This window comes from Erythrobacter sp. Dej080120_24 (assembly GCF_036322605.1).
GTDB classification, from domain to species: domain Bacteria; phylum Pseudomonadota; class Alphaproteobacteria; order Sphingomonadales; family Sphingomonadaceae; genus Erythrobacter; species Erythrobacter aurantius.
Genome location: NZ_AP027262.1, coordinates 2,575,134 through 2,592,304, shown reverse-complemented (window position 1 = coordinate 2,592,304; position 17,171 = coordinate 2,575,134). Strand labels below are relative to the sequence as shown.

General features: G+C 61.0%; 17 protein-coding genes. 15 read left to right on the top strand and 2 right to left on the bottom strand.

Translation table 11 applies throughout. The features are described from left to right. Positions 1-138 precede the first annotated feature (138 nt). Positions 139-738, bottom strand: coding sequence for a tetratricopeptide repeat protein (locus tag AABA34_RS12445; RefSeq protein ID WP_338302876.1), 600 nt, complete (start codon positions 736-738; stop codon positions 139-141). A gap of 167 nt (positions 739-905) precedes the next feature. On the opposite strand from AABA34_RS12445, the gene AABA34_RS12440 reads away from it, so the two are divergent. The 6 genes from AABA34_RS12440 to AABA34_RS12415 all read left to right on the top strand — a co-directional run bounded on the left by AABA34_RS12440 (position 906) and on the right by AABA34_RS12415 (position 7,313). Next, positions 906-1,118, top strand: coding sequence for a DsbA family protein (locus AABA34_RS12440; RefSeq protein ID WP_338304740.1), 213 nt, complete (start codon positions 906-908; stop codon positions 1,116-1,118). A 74-nt stretch (positions 1,119-1,192) separates the two neighbouring features. Further along, complete coding sequence (locus AABA34_RS12435; protein WP_338302875.1) at positions 1,193-3,256, top strand: alpha/beta hydrolase family protein; 2,064 nt, start codon at positions 1,193-1,195, stop codon at positions 3,254-3,256. A gap of 61 nt (positions 3,257-3,317) precedes the next feature. Then, positions 3,318-5,438 (top strand): alpha/beta hydrolase family protein, encoded by a 2,121-nt coding sequence (locus AABA34_RS12430; RefSeq protein ID WP_338302874.1) that lies wholly within the window; start codon positions 3,318-3,320, stop codon positions 5,436-5,438. Between the two features lie 88 nt (positions 5,439-5,526). Further along, positions 5,527-5,940, top strand: a complete 414-nt coding sequence (gene apaG, locus AABA34_RS12425; protein WP_034954481.1) for a Co2+/Mg2+ efflux protein ApaG — start codon at positions 5,527-5,529, stop codon at positions 5,938-5,940. A 43-nt stretch (positions 5,941-5,983) separates the two neighbouring features. Then, entirely contained in the window at positions 5,984-6,775 is a 792-nt protein-coding gene (locus tag AABA34_RS12420; RefSeq protein WP_338302873.1) for a LysR family transcriptional regulator, read from the top strand. Then, on the top strand, positions 6,750-7,313 hold the full coding sequence (locus AABA34_RS12415) for a GNAT family N-acetyltransferase (RefSeq protein WP_338302872.1): 564 nt from the start codon (positions 6,750-6,752) through the stop codon (positions 7,311-7,313). The genes AABA34_RS12420 and AABA34_RS12415 overlap by 26 nt, the downstream gene beginning before the upstream one ends. On the opposite strand, the gene AABA34_RS12410 is transcribed toward AABA34_RS12415, so the two are convergent. After that, positions 7,259-7,960, bottom strand: a complete 702-nt coding sequence (locus tag AABA34_RS12410; protein ID WP_338304739.1) for a hypothetical protein — start codon at positions 7,958-7,960, stop codon at positions 7,259-7,261. The two genes, AABA34_RS12415 and AABA34_RS12410, sit on opposite strands and share 55 nt — an antisense overlap. Positions 7,961-8,573: 613 nt before the next feature. Here AABA34_RS12410 and AABA34_RS12405 point away from each other — a divergent pair. The 9 genes from AABA34_RS12405 (at position 8,574) to AABA34_RS12365 (ending at position 17,170) form a co-directional block, all read left to right on the top strand. Further along, on the top strand, positions 8,574-9,590 hold the full coding sequence (locus AABA34_RS12405; protein WP_338302871.1) for a hypothetical protein: 1,017 nt from the start codon (positions 8,574-8,576) through the stop codon (positions 9,588-9,590). A gap of 428 nt (positions 9,591-10,018) precedes the next feature. Beyond that, positions 10,019-10,390, top strand: a complete 372-nt coding sequence (gene rpsL / locus AABA34_RS12400; RefSeq protein ID WP_034954477.1) for a 30S ribosomal protein S12 — start codon at positions 10,019-10,021, stop codon at positions 10,388-10,390. A 135-nt stretch (positions 10,391-10,525) separates the two neighbouring features. Continuing rightward, positions 10,526-10,996, top strand: coding sequence for a 30S ribosomal protein S7 (rpsG, locus tag AABA34_RS12395; RefSeq protein ID WP_034954476.1), 471 nt, complete (start codon positions 10,526-10,528; stop codon positions 10,994-10,996). A gap of 140 nt (positions 10,997-11,136) precedes the next feature. Further along, entirely contained in the window at positions 11,137-13,269 is a 2,133-nt protein-coding gene (fusA, locus tag AABA34_RS12390) for an elongation factor G (protein ID WP_034954474.1), read from the top strand. A 94-nt stretch (positions 13,270-13,363) separates the two neighbouring features. After that, on the top strand, positions 13,364-14,554 hold the full coding sequence (tuf, locus tag AABA34_RS12385; protein ID WP_034954473.1) for an elongation factor Tu: 1,191 nt from the start codon (positions 13,364-13,366) through the stop codon (positions 14,552-14,554). A gap of 312 nt (positions 14,555-14,866) precedes the next feature. Continuing rightward, positions 14,867-15,178 carry a 30S ribosomal protein S10 gene (gene rpsJ / locus AABA34_RS12380; protein WP_006831877.1) on the top strand — a complete coding sequence of 104 codons (312 nt, stop codon included), beginning with the start codon at positions 14,867-14,869 and terminating at the stop codon, positions 15,176-15,178. A gap of 266 nt (positions 15,179-15,444) precedes the next feature. Next, a complete protein-coding gene (gene rplC, locus AABA34_RS12375; RefSeq protein ID WP_034954883.1) occupies positions 15,445-16,239 on the top strand; it encodes a 50S ribosomal protein L3 in 795 nt (264 codons plus the stop codon). Positions 16,240-16,242: 3 nt separating this feature from the next. Further along, the gene (gene rplD / locus AABA34_RS12370; protein WP_034954472.1) at positions 16,243-16,866 is read left to right on the top strand and encodes a 50S ribosomal protein L4; all 624 of its coding nucleotides are present in this window, start codon (positions 16,243-16,245) and stop codon (positions 16,864-16,866) included. Then, positions 16,859-17,170 carry a 50S ribosomal protein L23 gene (locus AABA34_RS12365; RefSeq protein WP_338302867.1) on the top strand — a complete coding sequence of 104 codons (312 nt, stop codon included), beginning with the start codon at positions 16,859-16,861 and terminating at the stop codon, positions 17,168-17,170. The genes rplD and AABA34_RS12365 overlap by 8 nt, the downstream gene beginning before the upstream one ends. The last annotated feature ends 1 nt before the right edge of the window (position 17,171 follow it).

Below are 17,171 nucleotides of genomic sequence, written 5' to 3'. Positions count from 1 at the left end.
AACAAGGACGACAAGCTGCATTTCCTCGGTAGCAGCCGGTCCCAACAGCACCGCCCGGTTGCGGCCAGCGTGAGACAACCGCAAAAAAGGAACCAATTGGCTTTCGCCCAAAAAGCGACCGCAGAACAAATCTGCTACTCAGATGGTCCGAATATAATCGCTTTTGGGATCAGTTCTTGAGAGCTTTTCGATCTGCTTTTTTAGCCGATAGCGCTTTGCAATCGCCTTGGTGTGATCAACGACACTTGCGTCCGACTCAGTGACAAGGTGAGCGAGCCAGTCCTGAGCGTGCAGATGTCCATTCTCGGCTGCAATTTCGAGAAAGAACTTAGCGCGCTCTTGATCTATTTCTGTGAACTTTCCGTCTAGATAGCTCAGGCCTAGGACGAAAGCAGCAGCTGGGAAATTCGCTTCAGAAAGCGCTTCATAAATGCTTACTGCTTCTTCTGAGCGTCCCTTCATCCTCAGATAGCGGGCTAAGAGAAACGACCCCTCAAAAGACTCAAGCTTTGCCGCTCTTCTGAGCAGTTTCTCAGCCAGGCGCTCGTCTTTCTGAAGTCCATTATGCCCGAAAAGATAAGCCTCCCCCAACACCATATTGGCTAACGGCGAGCCTTCCTCAGCAAGCGAGCTAAGCACCGCATATGCTCCGCGTGGATCAGTGTTGCGGAGTATCAGTGCATTTTTGAGCTCCGCAGAATAAGGGTCCGCATGCATCTCACGGTGAAAGTTATTCATAGCATGCATAATCTAGATCATCAGATCACTAGCAAGTATTTTTAGTTTTTCGTTCAAATGTATGGGGTCTTCCTAAGCATCTCGTCGGCGACGCTTGAGCCGCTGAGAGATGGGGTTGGGGGCGGTCGAAGCGCGCCCCCGGAAGGCGGATCAGGTGAGGCTGAGCGATTAGCGGCACCGGTTTTGATGCGAAAGACCTGTTCGAGCGTTCGCAGACCGACGAGGTGAAGCAAGGCCTTGCCGCCAACACCGATCACGCGGTCGAACGCGGCGCATTCGGTATCCCGACGATGTTCACCGGGCCAAAGGGCGGGGCGACGGAGATGTTCTTCGGCAAGGAACGGCTCTCCCAGGTCGAGGAAGAACTGGCCAAGGGATAGGCCCTCCGGCTTGCCTTTTCCCCCTTGCGGAATAGTCTTTTAGCCGAGACGAATCAGGGGGTAAGGGGCGCATCATGAACATTCTGGCCTGGGCAGCGCGGCTGTCCTTTGTCGCGGCGTTGATCGCCGCAAGCCCGCTTGCTGCGCAGGAACAGACCGCCGATCAAGCGCAATCCGCTCCCCCTGCAATCACCCGGCTGGCCGATCTCGCCATCACGGTGGAGGATATCGCCCCCGGAGAAATCCCGACCCATGATTTCGCCGCCCGCAGCGCCTATCGCAGTTTCAGCATGTCGCCAGACGGCGTGCACATGGCGACAAAGCGGACTTACGAGGGCACCACCGATCTGCTGTTGATCGATGCCGCAACCAAGGCTCCGCTCAAGGTCTACAAACTCGGCGAAGAACAGGAACTCGACTGGTTCCGCTGGGCCGGAAACGACAAGATCATCATGTCGATTTCGATGCGCGGCATGTATTACGACTTTCCGGTAAGGGTAAACCGCCTGCTGGTGCGCAACATCGTCACCAATGAATCCTTCCCGCTTGAGGTGCCCGACGAACTGCTCTGGGGCGGTGATCTCATCCATGTGGATGAAGCCGGCAGCTATGCGCTGGTCTCGCTCCAGTACACCCGGCAAAGCGACCCTTCGGTCTATCGCTATGAACTGGTGCCGGGGGCCAAGCGCGAACGCGTGGTAAAGCCGGTTGGCGGTGTGTGGGACTGGTATGCCGATGATGCGGGCGTGGTGCGCCTCGGCATGGGCTGGCGCAACAAGCGGCTGCGCATCTATTACCGCGAAACCGAAAATGACGATTTCGAACTGGTGGACAAGTTGCGCGAGGACGATGAACGCTCGCGCTACTGGAATGTCGTCCAGATCGTGTCGGGCAGCGATCGCGGCTATGTGCTGGAAGAAGGCGAAAACGGCCGCATCGGGGTGCGCCTGTTCGATTACAGCACGGGCGAGGTGATCGAAACCTTCTACGAAAACCCCGATTGGGACGTGGAGGAGCTGTGGCTCAATCGCGACGGCACCCCGCTGGCCGCGCTTTACACCGACGATCGCGAGCGGATCGAATGGTTCGATCCGGACATGGCCAAGCTGCACCGCGATCTGGGCCGCGCGCTGCAGATGGAGGATCTGCGGATCGTCACCCGTTCGCGCAACAACGAACGCATGCTGGTATGGGGCGGGAGCGAAGCCGATCCCGGCGCGCTCTACCTGTTCTCGCCAGAGGAAAAGCGGCTCGATCTGCTGGGCGATTACCGGCCCGAACTCGATTTCCAGAAGCTCGCGCGCAGCTATCCGGTGCGGTATCAGGCGCGCGACGGGTTGATGATCTCCGCCTATCTCACCCTGCCGCGCGGGCGCGAACCGCGTGATCTGCCGTTGATCGTCATGCCGCATGGCGGGCCGTTCGGGGTGCGCGACCTCCTGCAATACAATGACGAAGTGCAGCTGCTCGCCAATCGCGGCTATGCCGTGCTGCAACCCAATTTCCGGGGCAGCGGCGGCTATGGCGAGGCGTTCTATCAGGCGGGCGTCGGCCAAGTCGGGCGCGCGATGCAGGACGATATCGACGATGCGATGGACTGGGCCGTGAGTGAAGGGATCGCCGATGGCGGGCGGGTCTGCGTTGTCGGCGGATCATACGGCGGTTTTGCCGCGCTGTGGGCGGTGATCCGCAATCCCGAACGCTATCGCTGCGCCGCCAGCTGGGCGGGCGTCACCGATTGGGACCGGATGCTCAGCTATGACCGGCGCTATCTCGGGCGCAAGCGTGCGCGCGACCTGCGCGAACGGGTAGAGGGCGAGGATTTCGATCTCGACGCCTATTCCCCGGTGAACCACGTGGCCAATCTGTCGCGCCCGGTGCTGCTGGCCCACGGTAGCGAGGACCAGCGCGTGCCTGCCTCGCAATTCTACAGCTTTGAGCGCGCGGCAAAGGACGCATCGGTGCCGGTCGAAACGCTGATGATCGAAGGCGAAGGCCACAGCTTCACCAAGGCCGAGAACGAGCAGCAATGGTACGATGCGCTGGTGGCGTTCCTGGCGCAGCACAACCCGGCTGATCCCGTGCCTGTGGCGCAGGCAGCAAGCGCAGCGCCGCAAACAGCGCAGGGCGGGATGTGAGGATTTGCCGCAGAACGCGCACAGACATTGTCGTCACAAACGATCAGGAAAGGGTCGCACCTTGAAGCATATCCGGCAACTTGCCTTCGCATGTCTCTTTGCGGCATTCGCGCCGGCCAGCGCGCAGAGTTCGGCATCTGGCGGGATCGATGGGATAGAGGCGAGCGCGCAGGAGCGTTCCGAATCCGCGTCAAATATTGCCCCCGTCGCTGCTACAACCGGTGCGTGGCGCCTTGCGCCAACCCGCGCGCAAGATCTGGCCCTCGACTCCGATGCGGATATTCCGCCTTTGCTGCCGACCGAGCATTTCGCCAGCTCCATCGCATTGTGGGAACCGCAGCTTTCGCCTGACGGCACGGCAATGACTTTCTTTGAGCGGACGGGTGAGAAAGTCCGGCTGCGCACCATCGATCCCAGAACCGGTGAAGCAATCGATTCAATCGCTTTTGCGCCCGGCTCTTTCGTCGATTGGCTGCGCTGGATCGACAAGGACAGGATGCTGGTCAACGTCTGGACCGCCACTGTCCGCGGGCCTTACGTGCTGCGCTTTTCCAAACTGATGATCGCCTATCCGCGCGAAGGGCGGTTCGAATTCCTTGTCGATGAGCAGCGCGGTTTCAACGGTGGCGATGTCATCCATATCGACGAAGCGGGCGAATACGCCCTGATCGCGCATCGCGGCGATGGCCGGTTCTGGTATCCCAGCGTCTATCGTTACGAGCTGAAGCGAGGCGGGGAGATCACCAAGATCGAAGACCCGATCAAGGGCGTCACAAGCTGGGTAGCCGATGAAAGCGGCGTGGTGCGACTGGCCATCGGATGGTGGAGAGGGCGGCTGAATATCTACTACCGATCTGACCAGAGCGATCGGCTCGAACAGATCGCGAGGCTGAGGCCCGGTGACGAAGAGAGCTATTTCGATGCGCTTGCGGTGATCAGCGGTTCTGATCGCGGCTATGTTCTCGACGAAGGCGAAAACGGGCGCGTTGGCCTGCGGGTCTATGACTACGGGCGGCGTGAAGTGGTCGAGACGGTCTATGAAAATCCCGAATGGGATGTGGAGGCTGCCTTCCTTCGCGACGGCAAGCCCTTCGCCGTGTTCTACACCGATGATCGGCAACGCGTGATCTGGTTCGATGACGACTACAGGACGACCTATGAGGAACTGCAATCGGCGCTGGAAAATCGCGATGTGCGGGTGATTTCCCGGTCAAAGGATGCAGACCAAATGCTGGTGTGGGCAGGCAATGAAGCCGATCCCGGTGTCCTCTATTTCTATGACAAGCCGACGCGCGAAATGGTGGAAGTCAGCAAATACCGGCCACCGCTCGATCCCGACACTTTGGCGAGGCCGCAGGCGATCACCTACATGGCGCGCGATGGCACGCCGATCCGCGCCTATCTGACCTTGCCCAAGGGGCGCGAGGCGAAGGACTTGCCGCTGATCATCCATCCGCATGGCGGCCCTTTCGGCATTCGTGACGAGCTTCGCTATGACGATCAGGTGCAATTCCTTGCCAATCGCGGCTACGCCGTCCTGCAGCCCAATTTCCGCGGGTCTGGTGGCTATGGCAACGCATTCTACGAACTGGGCGATGGCGAAGTCGGGCGCGGAATGCAGGACGATCTCGACGATGCGATGGATTGGGCGGTGCGTGAAGGCATCGCCGATCCCCAAAGGGTTTGCGTCGTGGGCGGATCATATGGCGGCTACGCGGCGCTGTGGGCAGTGTTGCGCAACCCGGAACGGTATGCCTGTGCGGCAAGCTGGGCAGGCGTTACCGATTGGGACCGGTTGCTCCGCTATGATCGCAGCTATCTCACGCGGGAGGCGAGCAGGCGTTGGCAGGCCAAGATCGAGGGGGATGACCGCGAATTCGATTTGCGGGACGTGTCGCCATACCGGCTTGCTCGCAACCTCTCGCGCCCCGTCCTGCTGGCGCACGGGACGCGCGACGCGAGGGTCCCGTTCAGCCAGTTCGAACAGATGCGCGACGCGGCAAATGACGCAAGCGGATTGCTGACGACGCTGGTGATCGAGGACGAGGGGCACAGCTTCACCAATGCCGCGAACGAACAGCAATGGTATGACGCGCTTGACGCGTTCCTGGCGCAGCACAACCCGGCTGATCCCGTGCCTGTGGCGCAGGCAGCGGCGCAAACAGCGCAGGGCGGGATGTGAGGATTCGGTGCACCAGTCGGAACGGGGAGGGGATTAGCTGCGTTTGTGCTCTTGTGGGTGGGTGAGGAATTGCTACCTTGGAGCTGTCATGAAAGAGCTATTCCAGCACGCTGCCACTACCGATGGGGTCACTGTACGAGTGGCTGTCAATTTCCTGCCCGAACAATCTCACCCGGAGGCGGGGAAGTGGTTCTGGGTGTATCACATCCGGATCGAGAACGGCTCGCACGAACCGCTGCAACTGATGACGCGCCACTGGCGGATCACCGATGCGCGCGGCATGGTCAATCATGTCGATGGCGAAGGGGTGGTGGGCGAACAGCCGCTGCTCGCGCCGGGGGCCAGCCATGATTACGTATCGGGCTGTCCGCTGACGACGCCGCATGGCTCGATGGAAGGGTTCTACACCTTCGTGCGCAGCGATGGCGAACCGATGGAGGTGCGGATTCCGTTCTTCCCGCTCGCCGCGCCTGAAACCGCCGACGGACGCTCTCGCGCCTGATCGGACTTGCGGGCGGGCGGATGCGCGATTAGGCGCTTGATCCGTGAAGCGAACCCATCTCCCCTTGAATGCCCTGCGCGTCTATGACGCGGCGGCGCGGCACCTTTCGTTCACTCGCGCGGCGGATGAACTGGCGGTGACGCCTGCGGCCGTGGGCCAGCAGATCCGCGCGCTGGAGGATCATCTGGGCGTGGTGCTGTTCCGCCGCACGTCCAAGGGGCTGGAACTCACACCCGAAGGCTGCGCCGGGCTTGATCCGTTGCGCGAAGGGTTCCTGCGGTTCGAGGAAAGCGTCGCCGCGATGCAGGCGGGGCAGGCGTCGGATCGCTACACCATTGCCGCCCCGCGCGAATTCTACGCCGAATGGCTCGCCCCGCGGCTGGCGCAATTCCAGGCGGGGACTCCTGGTGTCGTCTATTCGATCATCGCGGACGAGGATGCCGACTTCACCGAAGCGAACCTTGATCTGGCGATCCGGCTAGTGGACGGGCCGGAAGACCTCGAAGGGGTGCAACTGGCCGAGGCGATGCGCGTGACGGTGGAGGCGCCGCAAGCGCGCGATGCATGGATCGACTGGCCCGGCGCATCGCTGCCCGACGGGGTGCTGCCGTGCATCAAGGCGGGCAGCGCGGGACAGGCGCTCTCGAGCGCGCTGGCGGGCATGGGCAAGACGGTGCTGCCGCTGCCGCTCGTCGAAACCGCGATCGCGCGCGGCCAGCTCAACGCGCTCGACGAACCGCAGGAAAGCCGCCGCGCCTACTGGCTGGTCGCCCCGGTCCCGCAATGGCGCAGCAAGAAGGTCAAAGCGCTTGTCCAGTTCCTCACCGGTGGCTGAGGTTCCCACTCTCACGACCGCGCGGTTCACCATGCGGCCGCTCCGGCGGGGGGACGAGCATGCGCTGTTCCCGACCCTCGGCGATCCGGAGCAGTGCCTGTACCTCTCCCGCGAAGCCTTCGCCTCGCCGCAGGAGCTGTGGGACTGGCTCGCCGCGCCCGACTGGCCGGGGATGACATGGATCGCGGTGGACGAGAACGGAGAGGTCGCAGGCCGCTTCGTCGCCTTTCCCGCGCATGAAGAGCGCGTGCTCGAAATCGGCTACATCACCTGCGCCGCCCGCCAGCAACAGGGCGTCGCCCGCGAATGCACCGCCGCGCTGGTCGATCACCTGTTCGCATCGGGCATGGCAAGGAAGCTGACCGCCGTCGTCGACACGGGCAACGCCGCCTCCGCCCGCCTGATTGAAAGCCTCGGCTTCACCCGCGAGGCGACTTTCCGCGAGCATGAGACGACCCATGTGGGCCTGTGCGATGTGTGGGTTTACGGCAGGCTCGCATCAGACCCGCCTCCGCCGCCAACAACGCCGCCAGCCTGAAACTCCCGCTCACGCTCCCACTGCTCGCGCCATTTCTCGCGCAGCCGGGTGAGGAGCGCGATGTTCGCCTCCCGGTTTTCCGGCGACTGGCGCTCGGCCCGCTTTTCCTCCTCCCACTCGGCCCGCAACTCCGCCTTGAGCGCCTCATAGGCCGGATGCCCCGGAACAAGCGCCCCCGCGCCATAGCGTTCGGGCCGCCGGTGCCGCAGGAAGAACATGGTGAGCGCGTCATTGTGGCGGATTTCGGTGCCCAGCACCTGACCGCCCGACACGACGAGCCGCTCCTCCCCCGCAATCGCTCGCGCCAGCGCGCCTGCCTCCAGCCGCGCAACCCCGCGATCCAGCGCCGCATCCCACGCCTGCCGAAAGCCCTCTGCCCCGGGCCGCTGCCGCAGCTTGTAAAGCGCCTCCATCGACTTGCCGATATGCCGCGCCGCCTCTGAGACGATGCCGGTGGCGGCAAGGTGCGCGATGAAGGCGCGCTGCAAGTCAGCCGTGATCGAATTGCGCCGCGGAGCCTTGTGCGGAACCGGCGCGAAGGCGAGCAGCGGATCGTCCGGCGCCGGGGGAGGGGCCTTGTGCGCGACGGCGCTGGTGGCCTGGCGGGGAGTGGCGCGGGTGGGGGTGAGGGAGGGAGGCTTTGGCATAGCCACGGGTAGATTGCAGAATTTGGGGGAGTAGGAAAATGAGTCCTTGTGTTTCGCACGCCATCCGGCGTGCGGTGTCCTCGCTCATGCGACCTGAAGGTCGCGTCGCTGCGGGCGGCCGGTCGGCCTTGCGGCGCTGCGCGCCGTTCTGGCGCGAGAGAGCGAATTTGCGCCGTTGGGCTGGGCGCGATTCAACGAAGTGGCACCAAGATGCTTTTGGCAAGGGCGAGGCGTGACGCTGTCTCGACGCCGCAGGCGTCGCAAGGGCGACCGCCGCCTGGTGCGCAATTGTCTTATGTTTGTTCACGAGGTCGCCCTCGATGCTCGGTTGATTATAACTCTCTCGAGTGAGGCCTGGCGTACCGATGGCACAGTAGGAAAACTGTTTTTTGGAGCTTGCGCCAACGAATTCACCCTTAATCAGGAGGTAGAGCAAGTCTGTAAAAGCCTTGGCTGTAGCACATCAAATGACGGTCTGATTTCGGAACATAAGTTTCAATAATAAGTAATCTTTATTCAAAATATCATCGATCTCGAAATTTTTGTCGTTCGCATACAATAATGTGGTGCGAAGAATACATATCCATCAGTGTGCTATTTGGGGGTCGCTCTAATGAAAAAGTTACTGGTGGTTGCTTGCGCGTCAGCTCTTGCTGGATGTTCGTCAATTAGTGGATTAAATCTTCCGCAAACAGCAGGTGAAAGGGCGGCGAATTACGGATATGTCCCGCTTGACCCTCTTCCAATTCAGACAGTTGCCTTTGCGGGGACATGCAGAGGAAGGTATTTCGACTCGCCAGAGGACGGCTTCCTTCCGTTGACTCAAGCATTGCCGGACGTCGCTGTGCGTTTCGCGGTGGCAGAATTCAGGCAAGGTGTTGGTCTGCAGTTCGGGCCGTCTGCCATTACGGCCAAAAACCAGAATTACCGAGCCATTTTGGACTACGTAAATTCGGATTCTGTCACGGTTCGAATGCTCGTCAGGAAATACGCCAGAATTAACGGAGCTATCGGCTACTATCCGATAACGGAGCCAATCGAAAATGCCCGTGGGGATGCGGTTCTAGCATATCAGGCGCAGGTCATTCCTGGGCAATTCGACTACAGCGATCCTGATGGATCATTCGAGTTGAGTGGCTTTACTCCGGCCCAACTGGATGATGCTCAGAAGGCTGCTTTGGACGGCGCCGGGAATGACGCTGCTGAAGGCTGGCAACAAGTTGCATTTCCCATTTATGTGGGAGTCGGCTTCCGACTGACCGCTGATTTTCAGGCCTTGAAGGGTGACGTTGCTTTGGGTGGCCTAGGGTCTATCGGCGCCAACGCTGATGCCGAAAAGCTTTCGGGTTCTATGACATTGCAATCTATCGGGGTTAATGGCCTTGGGACCACGACCGCGCTTGCGCTCCCTAACAAGTTGGACCAGACAACCATTGAGCAAAGCATTCTGGCGATCGGCACTGGTCGGGCTCTGATCTATACGGATACCGAAGAGTCGAAGGTACGCCTTTCGCCGCGTGTGATCGGGCTGTATAGTCCTGTCGGATCCGATCCCCGTTTGATAAACGCTGTGTATTCAGAGCTGTCGACAATTAGGCTGCCTTGGGCGCGACCTTGTACCGGCGACTAGGCGGGTGGTACTCGAGGCATTAGCTCCACACCCCTTGACCCGCCCTCCGTTCCCCGCTAACGGCGCCGCATCCGGAGGCATGGCCCGCGCTTACCCGCGAATCTCTGCTTTCGAACAATAGAGCTGAACATTGCCGGTTCGTCCTGCAGGCCTTGCGTGTCATGCCAAGGCCTTTTCTATTGGCTCCCCTGATCCTTCGGGATGGGGAGTGCGGGGCGGCTGTCAAAGTAACCCGGTGGCCGAAGGGCCGTTTTGGGTGGAGCGTTTCAGTCCTCTCGTCATTCCAGCGAAAGCTGGAATCTCGGGCCGCAGGCGTCGCTGCCTGCCGCGACAGACCCCAGCTTTCTCTGGGGTGACGGACAGGGCGAAAATCCTCCACGCATGATCGGTCTGGGTCGCTGCCATTCATATGGTGAAGTGAGAACTTAATGCCGACGATCAACCAGCTGGTCCGCAAGGGCCGCACTCCGCAGAAGGCCAAGTCGAAGGTCCCTGCGATGGAGCAGAACCCGCAGAAGCGCGGTGTCTGCACGCGCGTCTACACGACGACGCCGAAGAAGCCGAACTCCGCGCTGCGCAAGGTCGCCAAGGTGCGCCTGACCAACAGCCGCGAAGTCATCTCCTACATTCCGGGCGAAGGCCACAACCTGCAGGAACACAGCGTCGTGCTGATCCGCGGCGGCCGTGTGCGCGACCTTCCCGGCGTTCGTTACCACGTCCTTCGCGGCGTGCTCGACACGCAGGGCGTGAAGGATCGCAAGCAGTCGCGTTCGAAGTACGGGGCCAAGCGTCCGAAGTAATTGAGGCGCTGTGACGGGCCTCTCCTCCGCCCTTCCACCACTACGGTAAAATTCCGGGTGGAAGGGCGGGGGAGAGGGCCGGCACAGCAAGGGCGCTCACGGATGTGAGCGACCACTCCGAAGGAGTTTTGAAACATGTCACGTCGTCGTCGTCCCGAAAAGCGGGTCATCCTGCCCGATCCCAAGTTTGGTGATCAGGTCCTTTCGAAGTTCATGAACAACCTGATGCTCGACGGTAAGAAGTCGGTTGCCGAAGGTATCGTCTACAGCGCGCTTGACGCGGTTGAAGCCAAGGCAAAGGCCGATCCGGTGCAGCTGTTCCATGACGCGCTCAACAATGTGAAGCCGCAGGTCGAAGTGCGCAGCCGCCGTGTCGGTGGTGCGACCTATCAGGTGCCGGTCGAGGTTCGCCCCGAGCGTGCCCAGGCGCTCGCGATCCGCTGGCTGATCTCGGCTGCGCGCGGCCGTCCGGAAACCACCATGTCGGCACGCCTTTCGGGTGAGCTGATGGATGCGGCGAACAACCGCGGCAATGCGGTGAAGAAGCGTGAAGACACGCACCGCATGGCTGACGCCAACCGCGCCTTCTCGCATTACCGGTGGTAAACCGGTGAAAAAACAACACCGCTGGTAATGGTTGTGGACGGCCGGGGGCTTTCGTCTTTCGGTTGTCACAATCGTAACTATATGGGGGCCGACCCGCGCAAACGGCGGCTCCCCACTCTCTAGAACCAAGGAATTTGCAAATGGCCCGCGAGTATCCGCTGGAGCGCTATCGCAATATCGGCATCATGGCTCACATCGATGCCGGCAAGACCACCACGACCGAGCGTATCCTCTATTACACCGGTAAATCCTACAAGATCGGCGAAGTGCACGATGGCGCTGCGACGATGGACTGGATGGAGCAGGAGCAGGAGCGCGGGATCACGATCACCTCGGCTGCGACCACGACTTTCTGGACCGCCGAAGACCCGACGATGGATCCGATGTCCGAACCTGAGGCGCTGCGCGCCGGTCAGGCGAAGCACCGCATCAACATCATCGACACTCCCGGACACGTGGACTTCACCATCGAAGTGGAGCGCTCGCTGCGCGTCCTCGACGGTGCCGTGGCCGTGTTCGACGGCGTGGCCGGCGTTGAACCGCAGTCCGAAACCGTATGGCGGCAAGCCGACAAATACGGCGTCCCCCGGATGTGCTTCATCAACAAGCTCGACCGCACCGGCGCAGACTTCTATTATTGCGTGCAGTCGATCATCGACCGTCTCGGCGCGACCCCGCTGGTGCTGTATCTTCCGATCGGTGCAGAAAGCAATCTGCAGGGCGTCGTCGATCTCGTCGGCAACCGCGGCATTGTCTGGGAAGACGAAAGCCTGGGCGCGAGCTACAAGCATGTCGAAATTCCTGAAGACATGAAGGACAAGGCAGCCGAGTACCGCGAGAAGCTCATCGAGACCGCCGTCGAACAAGACGACGACGTGATGATGGAATACCTCGAAGGTAACGAGCCGGATGTCGCAACGCTCAAGCGTCTGATCCGCAAGGGCACCATGGCACGCGCTTTCGTGCCGGTTCTTTGTGGTTCGGCGTTCAAGAACAAGGGCGTTCAGCCGCTGCTCGATGCAGTGGTCGACTACATGCCCGCGCCGACCGACGTTCCGGCGATCAAGGGCGTGCTGCCTGACAGCGACGTGGAGGAAACCCGTCCGTCGTCCGACAACGAGCCGTTCAGCGCGCTGGCGTTCAAGATCATGAACGACCCGTTCGTCGGTTCGCTCACCTTCACCCGGATCTATTCGGGTCAGCTTCGCAAGGGTTCGGTTCTGAACTCGGTGAAGGACAAGAAGGAAAAGATCGGCCGTATGCTGCTGATGCACTCGAACAACCGCGAGGACATCGATGAGGCATTTGCCGGCGACATCGTCGCAATCGCAGGTCTGAAGGAAACGACGACCGGCGATACGCTGTGCGATCCGGCCAAGCCGATCATTCTCGAGCGGATGGAATTCCCCGAGCCGGTTATCGAGCTTTCGGTGGAGCCCAAGACCAAGGCTGACCAGGAAAAGATGGGCGTCGCGCTCAACCGTCTGGCTGCCGAGGATCCCAGCTTCCGCGTGTCGACCGACCATGAAAGCGGCCAGACGATCATCAAGGGCATGGGCGAGCTTCACCTCGACATTCTCGTTGATCGCATGAAGCGCGAATTCAAGGTCGAAGCGAACGTCGGTGCGCCGCAGGTGGCTTACCGCGAATCGCTCGCCCGTGAAGTCGAAGTCGACTACACCCACAAGAAGCAGTCGGGTGGTTCGGGTCAGTTCGGCCGCGCCAAGGTCACCGTGATCCCTGGCGAACGCGGTCAGGGCGTCATTTTCGAAGACGAGATCAAGGGCGGCAACATTCCGCGCGAATACATCCCGGCTCTCGAAAAGGGCATGCGCGAACAGGCCGAAAGCGGCCACCTCGTCGGCTTCCCGATCATCGACTTCACCATCCGTCTGACCGACGGCGCGTACCACGACGTCGACTCGAGCGCGATCGCGTTCGAAATCTGCGGCCGCGGTGCCATGCGTGAAGTGGCCCAGAAGGCCGGGATCAAGCTGCTTGAGCCGATCATGAAGGTCGAAGTCGTCACCCCTGAGGACTACCTCGGCGACGTGATCGGCGATCTCAACAGCCGTCGCGGGCAGATCCAGGGTACCGATACCCGTGGTAACGCCCAGGCAGTCGAAGCGTTCGTGCCGCTGGCCAACATGTTCGGCTACGTCAACGAACTGCGCTCGTTCACGCAAGGGCGTGCGCAGTACACGATGCAGTTCTCGCATTATGACGAAGTTCCGGCAAACGTGGCGCAAGAGGTCAAGGAGAAGCTTGCTTAACTCATCAAGCAAGGCTAGGGGCGGCGCCTGATTCAGCGGGGCCGCCTTTTCTCCCGCAAACAATCAAATCCAGCACAGAAGGTAATACAGAGAAATGGCGAAGGAAAAATTCGAGCGGAACAAGCCGCACTGCAACATCGGCACCATCGGTCACGTTGACCATGGCAAGACCACGCTGACCGCGGCTATCACCAAGGTGATGGCAGAAACCTACGGCGGCGCTGCCGTGGATTTCGCAAACATCGACAAGGCTCCGGAAGAGCGCGAGCGCGGGATCACCATCTCGACCGCTCACGTTGAGTACGAATCCGAAGCGCGCCACTACGCGCACGTCGACTGCCCGGGCCACGCCGACTACGTGAAGAACATGATCACCGGTGCTGCCCAGATGGACGGCGCGATCCTGGTTGTGAACGCAGCTGACGGCCCGATGCCGCAGACCCGCGAGCACATCCTGCTGGCCCGTCAGGTCGGCGTTCCGGCTCTGGTCGTGTACATGAACAAGGTCGATCAGGTTGACGACGAGGAAATCCTCGAGCTCGTCGAACTGGAAGTCCGTGAGCTGCTTTCGTCGTACGACTTCGACGGCGACAACATTCCGATCGTCAAGGGTTCGGCTCTGGCCGCTCTCGAAGGCCGCGACGACGAAATCGGCAAGAACTCGATCATCGAACTGATCAAGGCTGTCGACGAGTACATCCCGCAGCCCGACCGTCCGATCGACAAGGACTTCCTGATGCCGATCGAAGACGTGTTCTCGATCTCGGGTCGTGGTACCGTTGTCACCGGCCGTGTCGAAACCGGCGTTGTGAACGTTGGCGACGAAGTCGAAATCGTCGGCATCAAGGACACCACCAAGACCACCGTGACCGGCGTCGAAATGTTCCGCAAGCTGCTTGATCGCGGCGAAGCCGGCGACAACATCGGTGCCCTGATCCGCGGCGTTGGCCGTGACGAAGTCGAGCGTGGCCAGGTTCTCTGCAAGCCCGGTTCGGTCAAGCCGCACACCGAGTTCAGCGCAGAAGTCTACGTGCTGTCGAAGGACGAAGGTGGCCGTCACACGCCGTTCTTCGCCAACTACCGCCCGCAGTTCTACTTCCGCACCACCGACGTGACCGGCGAAGTGATCCTTCCCGAAGGCACCGAGATGGTTATGCCGGGTGACAACGTGTCGATCGGCGTCAAGCTGATCGCGCCGATCGCCATGGACGAAGGTCTGCGTTTCGCAATCCGCGAAGGCGGCCGCACCGTCGGCTCGGGCGTGGTTTCGAAGATCACCGCCTAATCCGTTTGCTCCGAAAGGGGCGGATGAATTCGGGGCCCGGTTCACCAAGGTGAGCCGGGCCCCAATTTATGTGAGGCCGATTTTCCCCAAAATCAGGGGACGGCAGGCTGCACTGGTCACGCGAAAAATCATGACACTTCGGGGTTGCCAGAATCCGGGTGTGTCGATATACGCGCGCCATCGCTGGCGAGATTCGTTTCGCCTGCAACGAAATTCATGGGGCCTCCCGCTTCCGGCAGACCGGGTTTGGGTGGGCCTTTTATTTTTGGGAGCTGTAACAGGTTCCTTGGCTCTTTCGCATCGGTATAGGTAATGGAAGCACAGAATATCCGTATTCGCCTCAAGGCATTTGACCACCGCGTTCTCGACCAGGCGACTGGCGAGATTGCAGACACGGCGCGTCGCACGGGTGCTCTTATTCGTGGCCCCATTCCCATGCCGACGCGTATCGAGAAGTTCACCGTGAACCGCGGCCCGCACATCGACAAGAAGTCGCGCGAGCAGTTCGAGGTGCGCACCTACAAGCGGCTGCTCGACATCGTGCAGCCCAACGCCCAGACCGTCGACGCGCTGATGAAGCTCGACCTGGCTGCTGGTGTAAACGTGGAAATCAAGCTCGCCTAAGCTGCTTGGTTCGCCGTCCTTCGGCAGGACGTAAAATTCGCCGGGAATTTGGGGTCCCTGATGGCCCCGCCGGATTTCGGTCCGGCAAGACATCTGGATACCGCCGGTCGTTACCGGGCTGCGTCCTCCGTCTCGCCAAACTGCCCTGCGGGCGGCGCGGCATTCAACCCGGACGGGGGTTGCAGCATAAAAATTTGGGTTGGCCAAAGAGCAATCACGCACCCTGTGGGATGGTCCCCTGGGTGCCTCTGTAAGGAGTAATGACGATGCGCACCGGCGTGATCGCAAAGAAAGTCGGGATGACCCGCCTCTTCCAGGAGGACGGACGGCACGTGCCCGTTACCGTTCTCGCATTGGAAGATTGCCAGGTTGTCTCTCACCGCACCGCAGACAATGATGGCTACTACGCTGTCCAGCTGGGTGCAGGCGAAGCCAAGCAAAAGAACGTTGCCAAGCCCCAGCGCGAACATTTCGCGAAGGCTGGCGTTGGCCTGAAGAAGCGCGTCGCGGAATTCCGCGTCGAAAGCGAAGACGGCCTTGTGCCCGTCGGTTCGCTGATCAGCGCCGATCACTTCGTTGCCGGCCAGAAGGTCGACATCACCGGCCACACTCAGGGTAAAGGCTTTGCCGGCGCCATGAAGCGTTGGGGCTTCGGTGGTATGCGTGCATCGCACGGCGTCTCCATCACCCACCGTGCGCACGGTTCGACGGGTAACCGTCAGGATCCGGGTCGCGTGTTCAAGGGCAAGAAGATGGCCGGTCACATGGGTGACCGTCAGCGCACCCAGATGAACCTTGAAGTGGTTCGCACCGACGCCGATCGCGGCCTCCTGTTCATCAAGGGCTCGGTTCCGGGTTCGAAGAATGGCTGGCTGCTGGTTCGTGACGCGATCAAGCTGCCGATGCCCGAAGGCGTGCCGTTCCCCGGCGCTGTCGTCGAAGCCAAGGCTCCGCAGGCCGACGAAACGCCCGCAGTGGCTGAGGTCGCCGCTGAAGATGTCGCCGTGACCGAAGCTCCCGCTGCGGATGCTCCGGCCAGCGAAGAAAACAAGGAAGGCTAAGCCATGAAGGTGAAGGTCCAGAAAATCGACGGGAAGGCGTCGGGCGACATCGAGCTGTCGGATGCAGTGTTCGGAGTTGAGCCGCGCGCTGACATCCTGCACCGGGTCGTGACCTGGCAGCTGGAAAAGCGTCGTGCCACCGCACGTCCGACGCGTGAGCGTTCGGATGTCGCGCGTACCGGCAAGAAGTTCGGCAACCAGAAGGGTTCGGGTGGCGCTCGTCACGGTGACCGTGCAGCTCCGATTTTCATCGGCGGCGGCAAGGCTCACGGTGCTCGCAAGCGCGACTTCAATCCGTCGCTCAACAAGAAGATCCGTGCCCTCGGCCTCAAGATGGCCCTGAGCACCAAGGCCAAGAGCGGCCTAGTCGTGATCGACAGCCTTGAACTCAAGGACGCCAAGACGAAGGCTCTCAAGGGTCACTTCGAGAAGGCCGGTTTTGCAGGCAAGGTGTTGGTTATCGACGGTGAAGCCGTTGATGCCGGTTTCCGTCAGGCTGCGGGCAACCTCAAGGGCGTGAACGTCCTCCCGGCTGCCGGCGCCAATGTCTACGACATCCTCAACCACGACACGCTCGTCCTGACCAAGGACGCTGTCGCCAAGCTGGAGGCGCGCTTCAATGGCTAAGAAGGACAGCATCGACGCGCGGCACTACGACGTGATCCTCGCACCGCACATCACCGAAAAGTCGACCATGGCGTCGGAAAACAACGCGGTGGTGTTCAAGGTGGCGAACGACGCGACCAAGCCGCAGATCAAGGAAGCGGTCGAAGCGATCTATTCAACGAAGGTCGTTTCGGTGAACACGCTCCTGAGCAAGGGCAAGTCGAAGCGCTGGAAGGGTAAGCCCTACAATCGTTCGGATTTCAAGAAGGCTGTCGTCCGTCTCGCCGAAGGTGAGATGATCGACATCACCGAGAAGGTGAACTGAG